The organism is Arthrobacter sp. 05T410, assembly GCF_056396505.1.
The window spans coordinates 113,924-132,538 of sequence record NZ_JBFTLP010000001.1; the positions used below are offsets into that span (position 1 = coordinate 113,924).

Annotated in this window: 21 protein-coding genes; 12 read left to right on the top strand and 9 right to left on the bottom strand. The window is 65.3% G+C overall.

Features of this window, described 5'->3' with window-relative positions:
* Positions 1-65 precede the first annotated feature (65 nt).
* A complete protein-coding gene (locus tag AC1DFR_RS00535; protein ID WP_476872456.1) occupies positions 66-1,427 on the bottom strand; it encodes a DJ-1/PfpI family protein in 1,362 nt (453 codons plus the stop codon).
* A gap of 289 nt (positions 1,428-1,716) precedes the next feature.
* On the opposite strand from AC1DFR_RS00535, the gene AC1DFR_RS00540 reads away from it, so the two are divergent.
* From AC1DFR_RS00540 to AC1DFR_RS00565, 6 genes are all read left to right on the top strand, one after another.
* A complete protein-coding gene (locus AC1DFR_RS00540) occupies positions 1,717-2,106 on the top strand; it encodes a VOC family protein (protein ID WP_476855789.1) in 390 nt (129 codons plus the stop codon).
* 123 nt (positions 2,107-2,229) lie between these two features.
* A complete protein-coding gene (locus AC1DFR_RS00545) occupies positions 2,230-3,420 on the top strand; it encodes a Fic family protein (protein WP_476855790.1) in 1,191 nt (396 codons plus the stop codon).
* A 110-nt stretch (positions 3,421-3,530) separates the two neighbouring features.
* A complete protein-coding gene (locus AC1DFR_RS00550) occupies positions 3,531-3,938 on the top strand; it encodes a MerR family transcriptional regulator (protein WP_476872457.1) in 408 nt (135 codons plus the stop codon).
* Complete coding sequence (locus tag AC1DFR_RS00555) at positions 3,920-4,291, top strand: hypothetical protein (RefSeq protein ID WP_476872458.1); 372 nt, start codon at positions 3,920-3,922, stop codon at positions 4,289-4,291. Before AC1DFR_RS00550 ends, AC1DFR_RS00555 begins: the two co-directional genes overlap by 19 nt.
* Positions 4,292-4,406: 115 nt before the next feature.
* Positions 4,407-4,856: a cupredoxin domain-containing protein gene (locus AC1DFR_RS00560; RefSeq protein ID WP_230009278.1), complete on the top strand. Its 450-nt coding sequence runs from the start codon at positions 4,407-4,409 to the stop codon at positions 4,854-4,856.
* 60 nt (positions 4,857-4,916) lie between these two features.
* On the top strand, positions 4,917-6,290 hold the full coding sequence (locus AC1DFR_RS00565) for an FAD-binding oxidoreductase (RefSeq protein WP_476872459.1): 1,374 nt from the start codon (positions 4,917-4,919) through the stop codon (positions 6,288-6,290).
* 46 nt (positions 6,291-6,336) lie between these two features.
* Here the strand turns inward: AC1DFR_RS00565 and AC1DFR_RS00570 are convergent, their stop codons facing one another.
* Positions 6,337-7,389, bottom strand: coding sequence for a S66 family peptidase (locus AC1DFR_RS00570; RefSeq protein ID WP_476849243.1), 1,053 nt, complete (start codon positions 7,387-7,389; stop codon positions 6,337-6,339).
* Positions 7,390-7,530: 141 nt separating this feature from the next.
* On the opposite strand from AC1DFR_RS00570, the gene AC1DFR_RS00575 reads away from it, so the two are divergent.
* The 3 genes from AC1DFR_RS00575 to AC1DFR_RS00585 all read left to right on the top strand — a co-directional run bounded on the left by AC1DFR_RS00575 (position 7,531) and on the right by AC1DFR_RS00585 (position 8,953).
* Entirely contained in the window at positions 7,531-7,863 is a 333-nt protein-coding gene (locus AC1DFR_RS00575) for a hypothetical protein (protein WP_476849242.1), read from the top strand.
* Between the two features lie 160 nt (positions 7,864-8,023).
* Entirely contained in the window at positions 8,024-8,263 is a 240-nt protein-coding gene (locus tag AC1DFR_RS00580; protein ID WP_476849241.1) for a hypothetical protein, read from the top strand.
* Between the two features lie 201 nt (positions 8,264-8,464).
* Positions 8,465-8,953, top strand: a complete 489-nt coding sequence (locus tag AC1DFR_RS00585) for a GNAT family N-acetyltransferase (protein WP_476872460.1) — start codon at positions 8,465-8,467, stop codon at positions 8,951-8,953.
* Positions 8,954-9,404: 451 nt separating this feature from the next.
* Here the strand turns inward: AC1DFR_RS00585 and AC1DFR_RS00590 are convergent, their stop codons facing one another.
* The gene (locus tag AC1DFR_RS00590) at positions 9,405-10,079 is read right to left on the bottom strand and encodes a ScbR family autoregulator-binding transcription factor (protein ID WP_476870871.1); all 675 of its coding nucleotides are present in this window, start codon (positions 10,077-10,079) and stop codon (positions 9,405-9,407) included.
* Between the two features lie 441 nt (positions 10,080-10,520).
* Here AC1DFR_RS00590 and AC1DFR_RS00595 point away from each other — a divergent pair, with 441 nt between their 5' ends.
* On the top strand, positions 10,521-11,315 hold the full coding sequence (locus AC1DFR_RS00595; protein WP_476872461.1) for an MBL fold metallo-hydrolase: 795 nt from the start codon (positions 10,521-10,523) through the stop codon (positions 11,313-11,315).
* 101 nt (positions 11,316-11,416) lie between these two features.
* Here the strand turns inward: AC1DFR_RS00595 and AC1DFR_RS00600 are convergent, their stop codons facing one another.
* Together AC1DFR_RS00600 and AC1DFR_RS00605 are read right to left on the bottom strand one after the other, a co-directional pair.
* Complete coding sequence (locus tag AC1DFR_RS00600; RefSeq protein WP_476872462.1) at positions 11,417-12,139, bottom strand: AAA family ATPase; 723 nt, start codon at positions 12,137-12,139, stop codon at positions 11,417-11,419.
* Positions 12,140-12,262: 123 nt separating this feature from the next.
* Positions 12,263-12,688, bottom strand: coding sequence for a GNAT family N-acetyltransferase (locus AC1DFR_RS00605; protein ID WP_476855800.1), 426 nt, complete (start codon positions 12,686-12,688; stop codon positions 12,263-12,265).
* A 191-nt stretch (positions 12,689-12,879) separates the two neighbouring features.
* Between AC1DFR_RS00605 and AC1DFR_RS00610 the strand changes: the two genes are divergently transcribed.
* Positions 12,880-13,209: a hypothetical protein gene (locus AC1DFR_RS00610; protein WP_476872463.1), complete on the top strand. Its 330-nt coding sequence runs from the start codon at positions 12,880-12,882 to the stop codon at positions 13,207-13,209.
* 37 nt (positions 13,210-13,246) lie between these two features.
* Here the strand turns inward: AC1DFR_RS00610 and AC1DFR_RS00615 are convergent, their stop codons facing one another.
* Complete coding sequence (locus tag AC1DFR_RS00615) at positions 13,247-13,942, bottom strand: class I SAM-dependent methyltransferase (protein ID WP_476872464.1); 696 nt, start codon at positions 13,940-13,942, stop codon at positions 13,247-13,249.
* A 96-nt stretch (positions 13,943-14,038) separates the two neighbouring features.
* On the opposite strand from AC1DFR_RS00615, the gene AC1DFR_RS00620 reads away from it, so the two are divergent.
* The gene (locus AC1DFR_RS00620) at positions 14,039-14,629 is read left to right on the top strand and encodes a helix-turn-helix domain-containing protein (protein ID WP_459384676.1); all 591 of its coding nucleotides are present in this window, start codon (positions 14,039-14,041) and stop codon (positions 14,627-14,629) included.
* Positions 14,630-14,652: 23 nt separating this feature from the next.
* On the opposite strand, the gene AC1DFR_RS00625 is transcribed toward AC1DFR_RS00620, so the two are convergent.
* The 3 genes from AC1DFR_RS00625 to AC1DFR_RS00635 all read right to left on the bottom strand — a co-directional run bounded on the left by AC1DFR_RS00625 (position 14,653) and on the right by AC1DFR_RS00635 (position 18,538).
* Positions 14,653-15,192, bottom strand: coding sequence for a dihydrofolate reductase family protein (locus tag AC1DFR_RS00625; RefSeq protein ID WP_476855802.1), 540 nt, complete (start codon positions 15,190-15,192; stop codon positions 14,653-14,655).
* A 32-nt stretch (positions 15,193-15,224) separates the two neighbouring features.
* Positions 15,225-15,677 carry a hypothetical protein gene (locus AC1DFR_RS00630; protein WP_476872465.1) on the bottom strand — a complete coding sequence of 151 codons (453 nt, stop codon included), beginning with the start codon at positions 15,675-15,677 and terminating at the stop codon, positions 15,225-15,227.
* Positions 15,678-15,892: 215 nt separating this feature from the next.
* Positions 15,893-18,538 carry a PEP/pyruvate-binding domain-containing protein gene (locus AC1DFR_RS00635; RefSeq protein ID WP_476872466.1) on the bottom strand — a complete coding sequence of 882 codons (2,646 nt, stop codon included), beginning with the start codon at positions 18,536-18,538 and terminating at the stop codon, positions 15,893-15,895.
* Positions 18,539-18,615: the final 77 nt, after the last annotated feature.

Below are 18,615 nucleotides of genomic sequence, written 5' to 3' on the forward strand. Positions count from 1 at the left end.
ATGCACGCCGTGTTGTGGTGGCTGTGGAGAGCATATTCGCGAATCCGAGGCAATCACGGGACCCGCTAGCCGCGCCCTTCCCTTCGGCGCCGGATTGCGCTTCGAATGACCGCTGGGATTGAACCGATCAAGGTGGCGAGCAGGAGGCCGACCGCGATCAGTCCGGGAACCCGGCCAGAAGCTTCTCCGGCCGGAAGGTTGAGGTGCGCCGTCGGGTAGTCGATCATCTTAGCTGCCGATACAGCGGTTGTACGGTCGGTGTGCTGCGCCAGATACGTGATGGCGCCGTCGAACCCGAGCACCCCGCCGGCGCCAGCAAAAGCATCCACGGGAATGTCGCGGGACGCGGCCCAGCCGCGCAATTGCGGATCAATGCCCTCGTCCCCAGCCGCGCCAGGGGCAATGACGTTGTCCACCGGAGGTGCCTCGTGTTCCGGGACGGTCAGGAGAATCATCCCGTGTTTGGTGGTGACCGTGTCCGTGGCGGCAACCGCCACCGTCCGGGCAGCGAATGACATGTTGTAGACCTCGAATGCGCTGGCGACGTCGATTTCACCCACCCCGTTGAAGAGGCCGACGGCGATCGTCGGCCGGAACCAGGGGAGGAGGGCGTTGAGCCCGACGGGAATATCCGAGGCGGCGAAGGACTGGTCAGGTATCTGGGCTGCCGCCGCCACCTGCCAACCCGGGTAATTCATCAGCCGACCGACTCGCTCGGCTTCGGCCGTGCCGGCCAGGTCCTCCAAGACTTTCAGGGCACCGGGGATGCCGGAAGACACACCGGCCGTGGTGGTGATCCTGCCGTCCTGAACGAATCGCAGGCCTCCCATCCATTGGACCTCGGGATGGCTCCGCTTGAGCGCACCCAGGCGGGACCAGTGGCTCGTAGCCTTACGCCCGTCCAGCACACCGGCTTCGGCCAGGACCATTGATCCGCTGCACACGCCAAGGATGCGGGCGCCGCGCCCCGCTTGTTCCGCGATCCAGTCCCGCATGGGTGCTTCTTTTGTGCTCTCCGGGGCGCCGACGGCCGGGACCACCACCAGGTCAGGCTGCCGCGCCCTGCCCGAACGGATGTCCTCGAACGTGTACGTGGGCACAATCGCCGGACCCCCGTCGACGGCGGCAGGGACGGCCCGCGCTGCGATTGTGTAGACCGAAAAATCCGGGGAACTGGCAAACACTTCGTAGGGGGCCAGAACGTCACTTCCCACGGTGCCTGACGATCCCAGGACAACGGCGACAACTATCGCGCCGGAAGAGGAGGGCCGGTTCGTGGGCAGGTTGGTCAGTTCTTGAGCGGCGGGGCGGACGTGACTTTGCGCGTCCGCCACCACCGCGCCCGCGAAAGCCATCGCGGTCACAGCTAAGAGGGACAGGCCAACCGAGAGAGCGGCGTGAATGAGTCGTCCAGAGAGGGGAGCCATGAGTGAGTCTCGATTCCGTGTGAAGTTGCGGGGCTTGTGCCGTCCATGTCCCCAGCGTTGTTCTTTCACGCTACGGATCGCCCAATCCACACACATCGGCCCCGAGGACACTCCTGAACAGGGACAAGTGGTACCTGGGTACTACCCGGGCGCTCCATCGGATGCTTCCTGTACGCCGCAGGTTGCACGTCCCACTCCGCGGTGACCGACAAGAATCTGGCATCACCTGTAGGGCGCGCCTTTGATCCACGGCCTGTGCGCAGCTGGAAACAGGGGTACTGTGAGCCGCATGGAGATGCGCCTCGAGGTAGTGCAAGTACCGGTCAGTGATGTGGACCAGGCCAAGTCGTTCTATACGGACCGGCTCGGGTTCGTTCTGGACCACGACGTCGAATACATCCCGGGAATGAGGGTCGTGCAACTCACGCCACCGGGCTCCGCCGCCTCTATCGTCGTCGGTACCGGAATGACCAGCATGCCGCCGGGCAGCCTGGAGGGCCTGCAATTGGTGGTCCCCGATATGGCGTCCACGCGGGCTGAGCTGCTTCGGCGGGGAGCCGAAATCAGCGAAGTCCAGGACATGGGTGGAATCGCCTTCGCCTACTTCAGCGACCCGGATGGCAACCGCTGGGTGCTGCAGGAAGCCACGCGGCCGGACGTGAGGGAAGCCGGCTCCTAGGGCTGGACGATCGAGGGCAGCGCGCCCCGCCAGGGCAGGTTTTCCGAAGCACGCGTCGCGTTATTCATGTTTAGCCCCTAAAATCTAAATAGTAGGGTGACTATTTAGACTTCCGGAGGATCCATGACCCGCTGGCCCGCGCACGGCAGCAAGATGATGCCCTGGAAGTCGTCCGGGCGGCCGCCGCGCGAAGACCGGGAATTCACCGAGGTGGTGGTCTCGCTGCCACCCTTGATCGCCGGGAGCTGGTTCGATCCGGGGCGTGAGACCATCGTCGCCCTGGAAGAGGCCGCCGTCGCCATCGCGTCCCTGGACGTCACCGCCGGCACGCGGATGGCCGCCATTAGCGGGTTCCTGCTCCGCAGCGAGGCGGTCTCCTCCTCCAAAATCGAGCACGTCAACGCCAACCGCGACGACTACGCCCGGGCCATGATCGGGCTCAAGGCCAGTGACGACGCCCGCTCCATGGTGGCGGCCGCCGACGCCGTACAAGGAATGATCGACGACGCCGGGCGAACCGGCGAGATCCGGCTGGAGGCAATGCTGGCCGCCCATCGCACGCTCATGAAGGACGACCCGATGGACGGCCCACACGCCGGCCGGTTCAGGGAGGTTCAGAACTGGATCGGTGGCAGTGACCATTCACCACGCGGCGCCATCCACGTCCCGCCCCCGCCAGAGCTCGTGCCGGACCTGATGGAAGACCTGATGGTCTTCTGCAACCGCCGCGACGTGCCGATCATGGCGCAGGCGGCGATCGCCCACGCCCACTTCGAGTCCATCCACCCGTTCACCGACGGCAACGGCCGGATCGGGCGGGCACTCATCGGTGCGATTTCCCGGCGTCGTGGGCTCACCAGGAACACCGTCACCCCAATCGCGTCGGCGATGGTCGCCGACGTCGACACCTACTTCAGCCTGGTCAATAACTACCGCTCCGGTGATGCCGATCCGTTCGTGCTCTACCTGGCCCGTTCCGCTGTCCGTGCCTCGGATGCTGCCCGCGAATCCGTCGCCGCCCTCGATGCGCTGCCGGCGATGTGGCTGGAGCTGGCCAGGCCACGCAGAGGATCCGCGGACGAGAAGATCATTCCGTGGCTGCTGGAGCGGCCCGTGTTCGAGGCCCACAGCGCAGCCCACATTGCCGGCGTCGCCGAAAGCTCCGTGTACGCCGCACTGCAGCGGCTCTCCGCCGCCGGGGTCATTACCCCCGTCACCCAGTCCAAGCGCAGCCGTGCCTGGGCGGCGACCGAAGTCCTCGACGAGGTGGACCGGCTGAACAACCGGCTGGCCGACGTCGGTAAGGCTGGCTGACGCCGGGAAGACGGGCTGACCGGACGGGACGGGACGGGGCCGGCGGCCGGCACGCGGGGCCGGCGTAGGGTCTTGATCCTGACGCGGGGTGAGGATCTACGGTTGTTCCCATGACAGAGACGAGCGGTGCCGCGGATCAATGGAGCATCGGCGAGCTTGCCAAAGCGTGTGGCGTAACGGTCAGGGCGCTCCATCACTACGACGAGATTGGGTTGCTGCCGGCAGGCCGGCGGACGGCTTCCGGCCACCGCCGCTACACCGAGGACGACGTCCGGCGGCTCTACCGGATCCGGTCGCTGCAGATGCTCGGCCTTCCGCTGGCCGAAATCGGCGCCGCACTGGGAACCCCTGCCGAGGACATGGGCTCGCTGCGCACGCTCCTGGAAAGGCAGTTGCTGCACCTGCGCCTGCACGCCGAGCAGGTCCGGGCGGTGCAGGACCGGATACGCGACCTGCTTTCACGCATCGACGGGGCCGCATGCCGGCGCCGGAACAGTTCATGGCAACTTTGGAGATGATCACTATGCTCGAAGACTACTTCACCCCAGAACAGCGCCAGGAACTGGCCGGCCGCAGGGCCGAACTTGGCAGCGACAGCATCGAGGCCGCCAAAGTCCGGTGGGCCGCATTGGTCGAGGAGGGTCTCAGGCACGTCGAAAACGGGACGCCGGCATCCGATCCGTCCATCCGGGAATGGGCCACGGCATGGGACGAGATCGGATCCATGTTCCACGCAGGCGAAGAGACCAAAGCCGCTGCCCGTTCCATGTGGCAGGACAATAGGACTGCCCTCAGTGCCGGTCTGCCCTGGACCCCTGAGCAACTGGCCGGACTCATGGCCTACCTGCAAGAGTCCAGGACGCAGCCCTGATGGCCCGTGCTCTCTGTCGGAGCTTTTCAGCGGTGCTTTTTGATGGTGGCGGATGCAGAATGGAAGGAAGCCGGGCTGATTTCTCAGCCCCCTCCAGCGTCGAGGACGGCACATCATGACGAGCAACAAGACACGGACTGCACTTGTGTTGGCGACGGTACTGATCGGGTTGAGCGGCTGTGCCGGGGGCGGCGGAACGCAGGCGTCGGCGCCCGCCACGACCGCCGGGACCTCGCCCAGCATGTCGATGGAACCGTCTGCCCCGGCCGGCTCCACCGCTTCGGGGCCGGGAAGCGGGGCGGCAAACGCCGCCGCCGCCGCAATCACGATCAGCAACTTCGCCTACGAGATACCGGGTGCGGTGGCTCCCGGCGCGGAGGTGAAGGTGATCAACATGGACACCGCAGAGCACACGGTAACCGCAGACCAGAATGCGACCCTCTTTGATGTCGAGGTCAAGGAAAACGGCGGGACGGCCACATTCAAGGCACCTTCCGAACCGGGGACCTACGCCTTTCACTGCAACTACCACCCCAACATGCACGGCTCATTGACGGTCAAATGAGCGCGACGCCGCCGGCCGGCGCGCGTCCTTGACGATCTCGAACGAGAAAGGTGCCGTGGCGTGGCTTTCGGGACCTCCGCACCGTCGCTTGACCCATCCGCCGTCGATGGCCTGGGCTCGGCGCTCCGGGGCCGGCTGTTCCGGCCCGGAGACGCCGGCTACGACGAAGCCCGGAAGGTCTTCAATGCGATGATTGACCGCCGGCCGGACGTCATTGTCCGCCCTGCCGACGCCGAGGATATTCGCCGTGCCGTGACCTTCGCCCGGGAAAATGATCTCCCTGTCTCCATCAAGGGCGGCGGCCACAACGTGGCAGGGAACGCCGTCGGCGCCCATGGGCTCATGCTGGATTGCTCCGGCATGAAGAACGTTCAGGTCGACGCCGAACGGCGCGTCGCCGTGGCCGGAGCGGGTGCGCTCCTGGCCGACCTTGACGTCGCCACCCAGGCGCACGGCCTGGCCACGCCGCTCGGAGTCGTGTCGGTTACCGGCATCGCCGGTTTGACCATCGGAGGTGGCATCGGCTGGCTCAACGGCAAACACGGGCTCGCTTGCGACAACGTGCTGGCCGCCGACATCGTGACTTCGGATGGCAGGCTGCTGACGGCGAGCCCCGACCAACACACCGACCTCTATTGGGCCATCCGCGGAGGCGGAGGCAACTTCGGTGTTGTCACGTCTTTCACCTATCGTTTGCATCCGGTCGGGCAGGTTCTTGCCGGAGCGCTCTCATTCCCGGCCGAACGGACAAGGGAGGTCCTGGGCTTTTATCCCGGATTCGCCGCTTCGTGCCCCGACGAACTCTCGATGTCGGCCAGTCTGGGGTGTGACACCTCAGGACGCCCTGTCTTCGGCGTCGGCGTCTGCTGGAGCGGCGGGCATGATGAGGCGGAGCTGGCGCTCCGGCCCCTGCGCGACCTCGGCCCAGATGTGGACGCGGTGGTGCCCACCGACTATGGCGTTTGGCAAAGCGCCCACGACGGCGGCTTTCCGTCGGGCCGGCACCACTATTGGAAATCGAGCTTTTTGACTGACCTCACCGCCGACGCCATCGATGTCCTGCTCCAGTTTGCGGCCGAGATGCCTTCAACGGCGAGCGGCATCGGAATGCAACAACTGCACGGTGTGGCCGCTCGGGTTCCCCCTGCGGCCACGGCATTTCCCCATCGCCGGTCCCAGAGCGAACTCCTCATCCTGGCCCAGTGGTCCAATCCAGCAGAAACGGAGCGACACGTCGGCTGGGCCCGCGCCTTCTTCGAAGCGATGCAGCCCTTTGCTGCTAGCGGGGTGTACGTCAACGATCTTGGCCAGGAAGGGGAGGAGCGGGTGAGGGCAGCCTACGGCGCCAACTACGACCGGCTGGCCGCCGTCAAAGCCGCATACGACCCCATCAACCTCTTCCGGTCAAATCAGAACGTGCGTCCGACCGCATAGGAAATGATGATGATCCGACGTGTGCTCACGGCACTGCCTGCCACGATCAGGCATAGCTGGCTGTAACCCTCCTGGCTTCGCCGTCGAGTTGGATTCGACCGCCGTAGGGGAGGATCCACTGCGGCCGGGTGTGTCCGAAGGGGACCCCGACGCACACGACGGCGTCCGGGTTGTATCGTGCGATTTCGGTGCTGACCACATCGCGTTGTGCGGTGCGGAGCCGAGCCCGTTCGGCGGCAGGCGGAACCTGCCCGTGGCTGCTGACTGGAGGCCTGGCGACCATCACGCCGTCGACCGCCCCCAGGACACCACGCTCGCCGAGCGCTCGAACCCATCGCTTGACCCAATCGGCGGGAACCAGCAGTTCGCTGGATTCGAGGATCAGGATTGTGCCCCGGAGCGCGTCGACGGCGGGCAGCCTGTCGGCGATGGCGAGCTGGTCGAGGACTTCGATGCAGCCACCCCAGGTGTAACCGGAGACCGTGCGTTCGGGACCTGTCCACGTCCAGGGTTCGGTGGGTTCGCGGTCGCCGTAGTCGACGAGTGCCCGCGGCTCGAGCCAATCCGGCCCGAAGTCCTCCGACTCCCCGGGATCGGTGATCTCGAGCTCGCCTCCAGTGAGCAGCGCGGCCCGCAGGGAAGCGAGGTGGACGTCGTCAGCACCCGGTCCGGCGCCGAGGTGGACCTGGGTCGAACCGCCATAATATCCGCGTATCCCGAGTGACCACAGCCAGTTCAGCAGGTTGGTGTTGTCGCTGTATCCGACGAAGATCTTTGGATTCGCCCGGACGGCCGCCTCGTCGAGATGAGGTACGACCGTGATCTGGTCGTCGCCGCCGATCGTGGCGAGAATCGCGTGGATGCTGGGATCGGCGAACGCCGCATTGATGTCCGCCGCCCGTTCCTCGGGACTGGATCCGAGCTTGCGCGTCGTCGGGAATTCCACAGGAATCAAACCCGTAGCCGATGTAAGCCGCCGCATCGCCTGCTCATGCACGGCCGGGGCGAACCCGGGGGCGGCGAACGACGGGGAGAGAACCGCGACTCGATCGCCCGCATTGAGTTTCGGGGCGGACAGCTTCAGTTGCGAATGATCCATGCACTCATCGAACCAGACGGGACGCGGTTCGAGGCAACTCGACGACCCGACGTGCCGGTGCAGGATCCTTTAACGTGCTGCGGAGAGGAGCAGACCAAATAGCGGTGCCGATGACACGCCCAATAACTCCGTGATTCAGAAATGGTGTGGGTCAAAGCCGTATCTGGCGCGCACCCATTTTCGGTATTTGGTGCAGCCAGTGCTGTAGGCTCCGATTCGAACCTTGGGGGACTGATGCTGAACTACTTTCGCGAAACGCAAGAGGCACGATTTGCAACCCGTGCACGCCGGATCTATGGCTACGTCTCCGTCGGCTTCGTTGTTGCTGTCGGGGTCTTGGTGATTGCCGGACTGGCGCCGGTTTGGACTTCCTGGACGATCCTCGGCGTTTCTTGCGTTCTGGACGCTTTCCTGACCCGAAAGTGGATCAGAGAAGACGCACTCAGGGCTTATCGAAGCGACCGGGCCGGCTGACGCCGCCCCGGCGGTGGGCAACGGGCAATGCATTCACGGCGGCCGCAACGGCCACGGCCGACACTAAACGGGGGAAGCTATGGACAAACGTCCGTTAAGCCACAAGGGAAAGCCGTCAGTATGGTCCGTCGTCCAGCTGGCCCTCAGTCTCTGCGCGTTGGTGGCAACCAGTGTCGCGGCCATCCTGTGGAATCCGATCGACGCAGACTTCATCAATCGCGCCGACAATGCAGGGTGGGACGAATCCATGCTTCTCCCGCACCAAATGGAACTCTCGCTCGTCCTCAACGCGTCAGTTCTGGCAACGTTTGTCGTCGTCATGACCGCGATCATTGGCGTGCTGGCCTCACGCCGGCGGACCAACGCCACGCAGCCCGGAAATCCGTCCGCTATCGCCTGATCCGTGCCACTGCAGTTCCCGGCCCGATATTCCGAAGGTCTAAATGGACTCGTGAAACGGTGGCCCGAAAGTTGGAGCCGCAATGTCGCGTGGCTCTAGCCTGCGGCTTTTTGGCCAGCGGCAGTCCAGAATTCACCACGTAGTTTCGAGTCGACGGAGGCCGGCGCCTGACTGATTCGAGATGGCTGGAATACTGGGGAAATGACTCTCGCTGAACTGGAACTGCCTGGCGGCCCATTCACCATCAGGAAAGCTGAATCATGTGATGTGGCTTCGATTGTTGGGCTTCTGGCTGCCGACCAGCTCCGGGCCTCTGTCGACTCGATTGCAGTCGAGCACCGGCGTCCCTACGATCTTGCTTTCCAGGCAATTGATGCGGACCCCGCGCAGCTTCTTCTCGTAGTTGTCTCAACCGACTATGAAGTGGTTGCGACCATGCAACTGACATTCATTCCCGGCCTCGCCAGAGGCGGAGCGACACGACTGCAGATCGAGGCAGTGCGGGTCCGGTCTAGCCTCCGGAGCAACGGCCTTGGAGGGGCGATGATTACGTGGGCGATCGCTGAAGGGCGCCGGCGTGGCGCAAGGCTGGTTCAGCTCACGTCTGACGAGTCCAGGGTCGCGGCACACCGGTTCTATGAGCGTCTTGGCTTCGAAGCGTCGCACGTGGGCTTCAAACTGCCCCTCTGAGATTGCGTCTCGACGGTAAGCGGCGCAGTTTTGGCGTGGGTAGTGGCCTAGGGAAGGGCTCTCGAACGGCCTCACTCGTCCCGCTTCACGCCTCGGCACATGGGGGCGCCCCGATGCTATTGGGGGATGCATCGGGGCGCCACCCACAACCATAGGCGGAGGCCTGTTCAAGTTCAAACGTGACGGCGGCGGCCGCCGCCGTCACGTTTGGATCGCCATGGCGGACAGTCCAGGCCAGGGGTCCGTGCCGGCGCCCCCCAAAAAATGCGCGCCGACACAGCCGCTCTCCGAGCGGAGTCCCCGATGGATCCGAGACAAGAATAAATGACCACTCACCCTAAAACAAGGCGGTCATCCGGTTTATGGGAGGTGGACTCGCTGAAAGTCCCGCGGATGGCAAGCAAGGCGCCACCTGCCCGGGGCTGCAGTACTCGGTGGCCGTGTGAGCCCGTCACGGTGCTGGTGGGGTGGGATTCCGCGGCGGGTTGGGGCTTCCAGCGGAAACCAGTCCGGAGAGAGCATGGGGGTCACCGTTGAAATCGTCATGCATGATCCCCGGCAGCACGATCTCCCACATCTCTTCGATCCGTTGCATGACGTCCGCTCGGTCGGTAAGTACTCCGGAGACCATCTGAACCCCGGTGAACGAAGCAACAAGGTATCGGGCAAATGTCCCGGCGTCGACGGAGGGCCGGACCTGCAATTCTGCCTTGGCCCGTTCGGTAAGCTGCTCCATGACGGCGATCCAGTCCTCGTAGGGGCCGCGCACGGGCGGACCAAAAGCCGTCGCTTCAAACGTCAATCGGATGCCGGCCCTGACAACTGGCTCGTGCACGAGCTGAAGACCGAAAGCGCGGCACAGCAGGATCATTGCCGTCAGGCCTGGCCAATCCCCGGCAAGGATGCTCTCGCTTTCGGCCACGACGATCCGATGCTGCTCCTCGATGACCGCCCTGGCGAGATCTTCCTTGGACTGAAAGTGGAAATAGAGGGCGCCCTTGGTCACCCCGGCTGTCTCAGAGACCTGGGTCAGGCTGGCACTGCCGTAGCCGTGCTCCTCAAAGACCGCAGCGGCACCGACGACAATGGCACCGCGGGTGGCCTTCGCGCGATCCTGAATGACCATCTGTGAACCTCAACTTCAACTCTGGGATGTGGAAGCAGGATCTTTACCCACCCGCTGCGCGAGTTGATCGGGAGTTCCGCTGGCCTTCTCTGAAGCACCCTGGCGCGCATTTCCGGGATCCACCGGCCGCCAACTGAAAGGTAGGGGACGAAAGACTGGTCCGATCCTAGCAAAACGGTCAACCGTCTTGGTGCGCCAGCCGAGGCCCCAGCTGGCGACGGTGTACTGGGACCGAGGTTCCACGATTCCTCCTTGACAGGTATTTAGTCCTCAATATATGAGTTGCAGAACCTATCACTGTTAGGAAGAGGAGATGATGGGCCGCATCGACCATTGGATGAATGTCTCCGCCGAGCTGCGGGTCGAGCAAGTTCCGGGGGACAACCACGCCGTCCGCGATGTAAACGAGGCCAGCTCGTGTTGAGGCAGGTCGCGGAGGGTGTGCTGATCCACGAGAGCGAGTTCTGCGAGAGTAACGCCGTCGTCGTAAAGGGCCGGGCTGGCGTGTTGCTCATCGACGCCGGGGTGCACGGCTACGAAATGGACTGCCTCGCGAAGGATCTGTCCGATTCGGGCCAGACCGTTGTGGCAGGCTTCTCGACGCATCCTCATTGGGACCACCTGCTTTGGCACGCCGGGCTCGGCGCGGTTCCCCGTTACGGCACCGCGCGCTGCGCGGCTACCGCCCGGGATCGGCTGTCGGGCGGAGTGGACGCGGTCGCGAAGGCGGCCGGCATCCCCGAACAGGTACCGCTGGACCTCCTCGGCCTTATTACCGGCCTGCCCGTCGGGACGGTGCAGATTCCTTGGGATGGGCCCCAAGTCCGCATTCTCGAGCATCGAGCACATGCCCCGGGCCACGCGGCGCTGTTGATTGAGGAACGTGGGGTTCTCGTCGCCGGCGACATGCTTTCTGATGTTTTGATCCCGATGCTCGATTTGAACGACACCGAAGACCCGATCGAGGACTACCTCGCCGCGCTGCGGCTGCTCGAGGGCGTGGCGGGCGACGTCGATGTCCTTGTCCCCGGACACGGGTCCGTCGGCGGAGCTGAACAGGTACACGCACGGATCGACCAGGATCGGGCGTACGTGCACGCCTTGCGTGACGCCCATGAGCCCAGCGACCCGCGGGTCGGCCCATCGGCCGCTCCCGGGTGGGACTGGGTGAGCGGCGTTCACGCACGGCAACTCCAGCGCCTCGCCCAAAGGAAGTCTGGAAAGCTCGACACATGACATGAGCGTTGACCGCGGTCGGCGGTTCGTTTTTCCCCTGTGGCGTTGTCTGGCATTTTCCGTTCGGGGACGCCGTTAGTTCAACCCCGACCGGGCCGGCCTTATAGGTGTCTCAGGTATCTTTCGGGGGAGTCCATGAATGATCGCCAGTTGGAAACCAGATCGAGGTCCGACCATTCCTGCTGCCGAAGTCCCCACGGGCCGACTTCGAGAATCTGCGCGCCTGGAAGCGCTGCAAGAACTGGGGAGTGCGTGGACATGATGACTTGCGAGGAGCCTTCGGCGAGGAGATCTTTCAAGACCGCAAGGAGGCTGAGGCATCCCGCGAAGGACAGCGCTGATTCCGGTTCATCGAGCACCCACAATCCGGGTCCCCGGAAACGATCCACGGCCAGTTCCAGGAACGATTCACCGTGTGACATGTCGTGGAACGAGATGTCCGGACCCGCGGTGCTCGGGTTCTTCTCGAGGTAGGTGAAGAAGCCGTGCATGGTTTCCGCGCGCAGGAAGTAGCCGCGTCTTGTGGCGCCGGCGGTGCGGACAAGCTGCAGGTGATCGGCAAGTATGGACTCCGTGGATCGGGTGCTGTGGCGGGCGCCTGTAGATCCGCCTTCTGGAGACAAGCCATAAGCCAGTGCGATGGCTTCCACGAGAGTGGATTTTCCCGACCCATTTTCGCCTACGAAGATTGTGGCCGGGGTCAGGTCGAGCCCTTGGTCCAGAACCTGTGCGACAGGGAGCAGGTTGCCTGGCCACCGACGGCGGTCGAGGACGTGGGCCGGGTCTTCGGCCAACCGTCTGATCGGAAAGCTAGGCGGGGGCATGCCCCATTCTTACAGGCACCTCTCGCGGTCCTGCCCCACCGGGCAGGGTCACTGGGGAGTTCGCAGCGGCTCATTACGAAAGGTCCTGGAACATACCAGTCATTTCGAACTGAAACTCCGGGACTACCGAAATAGAGCGAAGACACGCACGGGTTCCGGAGCGAAGTTCGACCCCTCCGTAAAACCCATGGCTTCGTAGAAGGCGCGTTGCCCCGGTTCATTGTCAGTGATGAGTACTGTTTGCCGGACATGCGCGTATCGTGCCGTGACGTGCTCGACCAGAGCCCGGCCTACGCCCGTGCCTTGGAAAGGCGGCCGTACAAGGATGTCCTGCAGATAGCAGATGGTCGCATCGTCGGACACAACCCTCGCGAGGCCAACAAGCTCACCATCCGCAGTCCGGGCCGTCACGACAAACGAGGAACTTCGGATCGCTCTGGCGAGCAGTTCCGGATCCCGGGTATAGGCGGCCCACCCCACAGATTCGTACAACGAGAGAACCTCGGCATCGGAAAACTCGTTGGATGTGAGGATGCTGAACGCCGGCATCCGACCAGTGTTGCATGGCCTTGCCATTTGTTCATGGACACCGTGCGCAACTCCGATTACGGCGCCGACGAGAACGATCCGAAGGTCGCCCAGATCGAGCGCGAGGACCCGCTCGGCGGGTCCGGAGCATCCACATTCTGATTAGCTGGAACCCTCGGCGCTGAGAGGCACCCGGTGGCAGACTTTCTGCCATGGAGCCCATGGATTGTCTGGTCATTTACGTCCCCACCAACTCTGCGCCCGCGGTCCGGCAGGCCATTGGCGACGCCGGGGCGGGCAGGCTGGGCAATTACTCCCACTGCTCGTTCAGCCTCGACGGCACCGGGCGTTTTACCCCGTTGCCCGGCGCGAACCCGTCCGTCGGCGTCGTCGGTTCCCCCGAGGAGGTGCCGGAAACCCGGATCGAGGCCATTTTCCCCCGCTCCCGGCGTAACGCCGTCGTCAATGCCGCGTTGTCCGTTCATCCGTACGAGACGCCGGCGTTCATGACCTACCCGGTAGATGCCAGCCGGCCGGACTGAGCAACACCGGGGGTGCAGCGCGGCGGAAACTGTGAGGTCACCCGCGCCGGGTGGCACGCACGACGACGTCGTGCAGCGGCAACGCACGGTCACCGGGTCCGGGGAGTGTCCGCGTGATCTCCTCGGCACTCGTGATGCTCCATACGGCAGCGTTGAGACCCCCGGTGATGTCCGCGAGGGTGACAGTCGCTTCCGGGGGAGGGCGGTGCCCGTGCCCCGGGGAGGCGGGAGCGTGCAGGTGCCCGACGATCAACAGCGTGCCGCCGGGGGCTACCCAATCCGAAATGCGTTCGTAGAAGGCAAGTTGCGGCATCGCCGGGTGAGCGTAGTGGGTGGTCACAAGGTCGAACCGATCACCCGGTGCCCATGACGTCAGGTCCGCCTCGACCCAGGTCACCGCGCCGGACACAGACTGCCCTTCGGCACGCTCGGCCGCTTGGGCGAGGGCAGCGCCGGAGATGTCGGCGCCGGTGACCTGCCAGCCGTGCGCGGCGAGCCAGGTCGCCTCTGCCCCTGTCCCGCACCCGGCATCCAGCGCCGTTCCCGGTGCGATTCCGCTGGTTTCGCGGATGAGATGCGGGTTCGGGGCAGCCCCTCCCGAATCTGCCTGGGCGGGATCGTGGGCATGCTCCCAGTGCTGTTGCCAGTAGTCCTTGTCGAAGCTGTGCGTCATCGCGTCACCGTCGCGTCCGCCCGCTGCTTCCCCTGGCGATGTCTTTGCCGTCCCGGCCATGTGGAACCCCTTGCGATCTGATGTGCCTTCAGATTCCATGCTCCCGGGCCGGCAGGTGGATGTGCAAGCGGTATTGCCGAATGGCAAAATAGCCTCATGAATGACGATCTCGACCACACACTCAGCGCCGTCGGGCCGCGCCTCAAGCGCCTGCGACTCCGCCGGGACGTCACCCTCGCAGACCTCGCCGAGCAGACAGGCATCTCCGCCAGCACACTCTCCAGACTCGAAGCAGGCCTGCGGCGGCCCACTCTCGAGCAGCTGCTCCCGCTGGCCCGCGTGCACGGGGTAACCCTCGACGAACTCGTCGATGCGCCGCCGACCGGCGACCCCCGGCTCAATCTGCGTCCCGTCGCCGGTCCGGACGGGTCGACGATCTTGCCTCTCACGCGCCGCCCGGGCGGCATTCAGGCCTACAAGTTCATCCTCCCCAAGGGCAGGGATGGGCAGGAGCCTCAGCTGCGTACCCACGAAGGCTACGACTGGGCCTATGTCCTCAATGGCACCTTGCGCCTGGTCCTCGGTGAACATGACCTGATCCTGAGGCCCGGCGAAGCCGTGGAGTTCGACACCCGAACCCCGCACTGGTTCGGCGCAACCAGCGCCGGTCCGGTCGAATTCCTCAGCCTTATCGGCAAACAAGGTCAGCGCACCCATGTCCGGGCGGCACCCAAGCGCGATAGCTAGGCGCATCCTCTGATGTGCTCTCCTTAGGACCCTGCCGGCGCCATTCGGAGGGCCAGCATCCCGCCTTCGAGGAGTTCAAGTTCGACGATCCGCAATGTGTGCCGGGTTCCGTCCTCCGGCAGCATTTTCTTGCCACGCCCGAGCACGATGGGGGAGACCAGCAGGACGTACTCGTCCACGAGGTTCTCCTCCATGAGCGTCTTGGTCAGCGTCGGGCTTCCCCACACGAGCACGTTCTCCCGCTCGCGAAGCTCGCGGACCTGGCCGGGTATGTCGTCGGCGATAATCGTGCTGTTGTTCCAGCCGGCGTGGTCCAGTGTGGTCGACACGACATACTTCGGCATCGCGTTGAAAGTGTCGGCGGTGAAGTCGCCCGACCGCGACGGCCAGGAGGCGGCGAAGCCGTCATAGGTGACCCGGCCGAGCAGCATCGAATCCGCCCCGGCCAGAACTTGTTCGTTGTAGGCCACGGTGGCGTCGCTGAAGAACGGGCCCGACCAGAGCTGGGGCTCCTCGGCGACGTTGTCCAGAGTGGAAAAAGCCGTCACTGTCAGCTTGCCCATGAAGATCTCCTTCAGGTTGCGGCGCCTGGCTATTATCCGCGGTTTCGGAGCCGGAGTGTTCGGGCCTCGTGGATGGCGGCCAGGGCAACTGCGCTGGCGGCGAGCCTGAGGGCGTGGACCCTGTACCACCGCTTCAGCAGGGGGTTGCGGCGCGTCTCACTGAGCGGTTGCGGGCTGAAGAACAGGTCGGGGTTGATGGACCGGAGCAGATAGGCGGTCGCGGCCGCACCCGTCGTCGAGCTGGCCGCAGCGACTAGCAGCCATGGCCTGTTGTCGGCATGATTCCAGCCTGCCACGAGGGCACCGATTGCCGCCGGCGCATTGATCGGTGCAATCGGTGCGTAATAACGGCCCGGGCTTCCCGCCCCAAAGGGCGAGCGGGGCAGTTCACGGCTTGCTTCCGCCGCCGCGACGCGGTGCGGGATTTTGACGAGGACCTCATATAGATTGCCGAAAAACCAATGCGCGTGACTGAACTCCGCCACGCCCAAGATCCGATCAGCGAATAAATCCCGGCGGCCCGAGGAAGCCTGTCCCATGCCCACAATCTACCGCCGATGCCCACCGCCGGGCCATGGTGACCAGCTCGCGCGCCCCGGGGCGGAGAGTGCAGAACCCCGCGCTGTTGCCGTCAGTTCTGCTGAAATTCTGGCTGGCCTCCGTGGTCGGCGGAACTCGGGGAACTGTCCTGAGAACGCGGTCAGTCTGCGACCGTGACGGTGCCGGCGTCGCCGTCAACGCGGATCCGTTGGCCGCTGGTGAGCCGCTGGGTGGCCACACCGGTGCCAAGCACGGCCGGGATGCCGTACTCGCGGGCCACGATCGAGCTGTGGCTCAACGGCCCGCCGACGTCGGTCACCACGGCGGAGGCCATCGCGAACAGCGAGGTCCAGGCCGGGGTGGTGATGCGGGCTACCAGGACGTCCCCGGGCTCCATCTGACCGAAATCCTGCGGGCCCCTCAGGACGCGGGCCGGGGCGGTGACCCGGCCCGCGCTGGCGCCGACGCCCTTGATGGCGTCGCCGAGCTGGTCCTGTGGGCCCGCCGGCATCATTGAGCCGAAGGCCCGCTCCATCCACCGGCTCTCCGGCAACAGTTGCGGGGCAGCGGCCTTGGCCTGGCCCCGCCACAGCATCTTGCGCTCCTCGACGGCGCCGGCGCGGACGGGCCGGTCTGCCCCGGTAATTGCCACGGCTGCCGGTGTGCCCGACCCGGCAAGGCCGAACTCGACGGCGCTGCGCAACTCCCGGTGGCGCAGCCAGAAGACGTCGGCGGGCTCGGCGATGACAGCGGAGCCGACGAGCCGTCGTCCTAGCTCGAACAGCATCCGCCGCAGCAGCGGCCACGCCAGTCCGACGTCGGCAAGGGCGTCCTCGCGGATCGGAGCCGCATTTTGCGCCCACCGAAGCAGCCGGAGGAATGCGGCCCGGCGCCGCGGCCCGAGCCGGGCGATGATTTGGCTGGTTTCATCTTCGCGGCGGGCGGCCGAGAGCCGCTGGCGCTCGTATGGGTCATTGCCATGTCCCCGCAGGTAAAACTTCACGGTCTCCAGCAGCGGCGAGGGATCGTCAGCAGGCACCGGACTGACGAAGTCCAGGTTATAGACCGCATGGCCGAACCGGCCGAGGTGCTCCTGGAAGCGGGCCTGCCATTGCTGCCAGGGTGCCGGGTCCACTCCGGCAGGCGTGGACCCGGTGCGTTGCGGCCCGGCCAGCGCAGCGGTGGGGGCGTTGAGGATCGCCGGGGCCAGCCCCGGCACGTCCCGGGCCCAGGCCGCGAGGTCGTACAGCGACTTCTCTGCGCGGATGGGTTCGCTGTCGTAACCAAGGAGGAAGGTCTGGGCGGGGGGATCGCCGTCGCGCCGAACGAACTTGTCGTAGTAGGCCCGGAAGGAGATTTCGCTTGTTGCGGCGATCGGAATGATGGACTGCACGGCCGTGTAGTACACCGTGCCGGCGTCAAGCAGCGTCTGCGCACCCGCCAGCAGTTCCTCTCCGGAGAGCTCCCCGATGGGCTTCGCGGACCAGTCCTTGATCACCTGCTCGTAGCGGGGATGCGAAAATTCCCGCCAGCCGGCCACTCCCATATGCGCCTTGCCACGGGCCAGCGCACGCATCGCCGTCAGCGACTTGCCCATCACCCGCCACATTCCCGAGTTGCGGTAGTAGTAATAGGCGTAGCCGTTGATAGTGGGCAGCCCGACGTCGTCCTCGCGGATGACCTCCTTGCCGACGGCGCCGGCCATCAGGGCCCTCAGCGACCGTGACACCGAGCCGTCAATGAGGTCGGCGAACAGCGGCGAGAGCGGGTCGGGCAGCTGTTCAACGATGCTTGCCCGGAAGTACAGCCCGTGCCGGTAGGGCACCGGCCAGGTGTCCGGGATGTCGGCTGCCGGTTCGGGCAGAGCGGTGATGGGCCGGGATTGCAGGATGAAGAACTCGCCAGCGGCGCGTGCCCACTCGATGTCCTGCGGCGTCCCGAAATGCTCCGTAATCCGTGTTCCGTAACCGGCCAGCTCGGCCGCCGCCCGGTCGTCCAATACGGCCTGCCGGCGGCGCGTCGCCGGCACCGGCTGCTCCAGGGTGCCGCGCTCCGCGTAGACGGTCATGACCTCCTTGTCAGCTGTCCGGCGGGACAGCACACGGCCCGTCCCTGCTTCGACGACGACGTCGTCCGTGGTGACCGATCCGCTGACAACGGACTCGCCCAGGCCCCACGCGGCACTGATCACCGTCTGGTCGCGGCGCCCGTTGGCCGGATTGGCGGTGAACATCACCCCGGCAGCCTCGGCGTCGACCATCTGCTGGACCACGACGGCGAGGCGCACCGTGTCCGGGTCGATGCCTTCACGGGCGCGGTAGGCCATGGCACGCGCCGTCCACAGGGAAGCCCAGCACTCAGTCACGGCCGCGGCCACAGCCTCCGTCCCCCGGACGTTGAGGTAGGTTTCCTGTTGGCCGGCGAAGCTGGCTGAGGCGAGGTCTTCGGCCGTGGCGGAGGAGCGCACCGCCACGGCTGTGTCTCCGTCGCCGAGCCTCCCGTAGGCGGCGCCGAGTTCCGCCGCGATGGTGTGTGGCATGGTGCCGCTGGTGAAAAGGGCGCGGATCCGTTTCGAGGCTTCCTCGTACTCCTGTGGCGCCGCGTGCGGCGACAGTACAGCCAGTTCATGGATGCCGGCCTCGAGATGGTTGGCAGCCACATAATCCGCGTAGGCTGCGGTGTTCAGCACGAACCCCGGCGGGACCGGGAGCCCTCCCTGGCTGAGGCCGCCCAGTCCGACGCCCTTGCCGCCTGCCACGGCGACGTCGCCGCGCCCCACATCGCCGAAGTTGTTGATGTAGGTCATGACCTCGAGTCCTTTCCGCCCGGAGCCAGGCTCCGTGGTTCAGCCTGATTCCCAACATACTGGCACTGCCGCAGGCG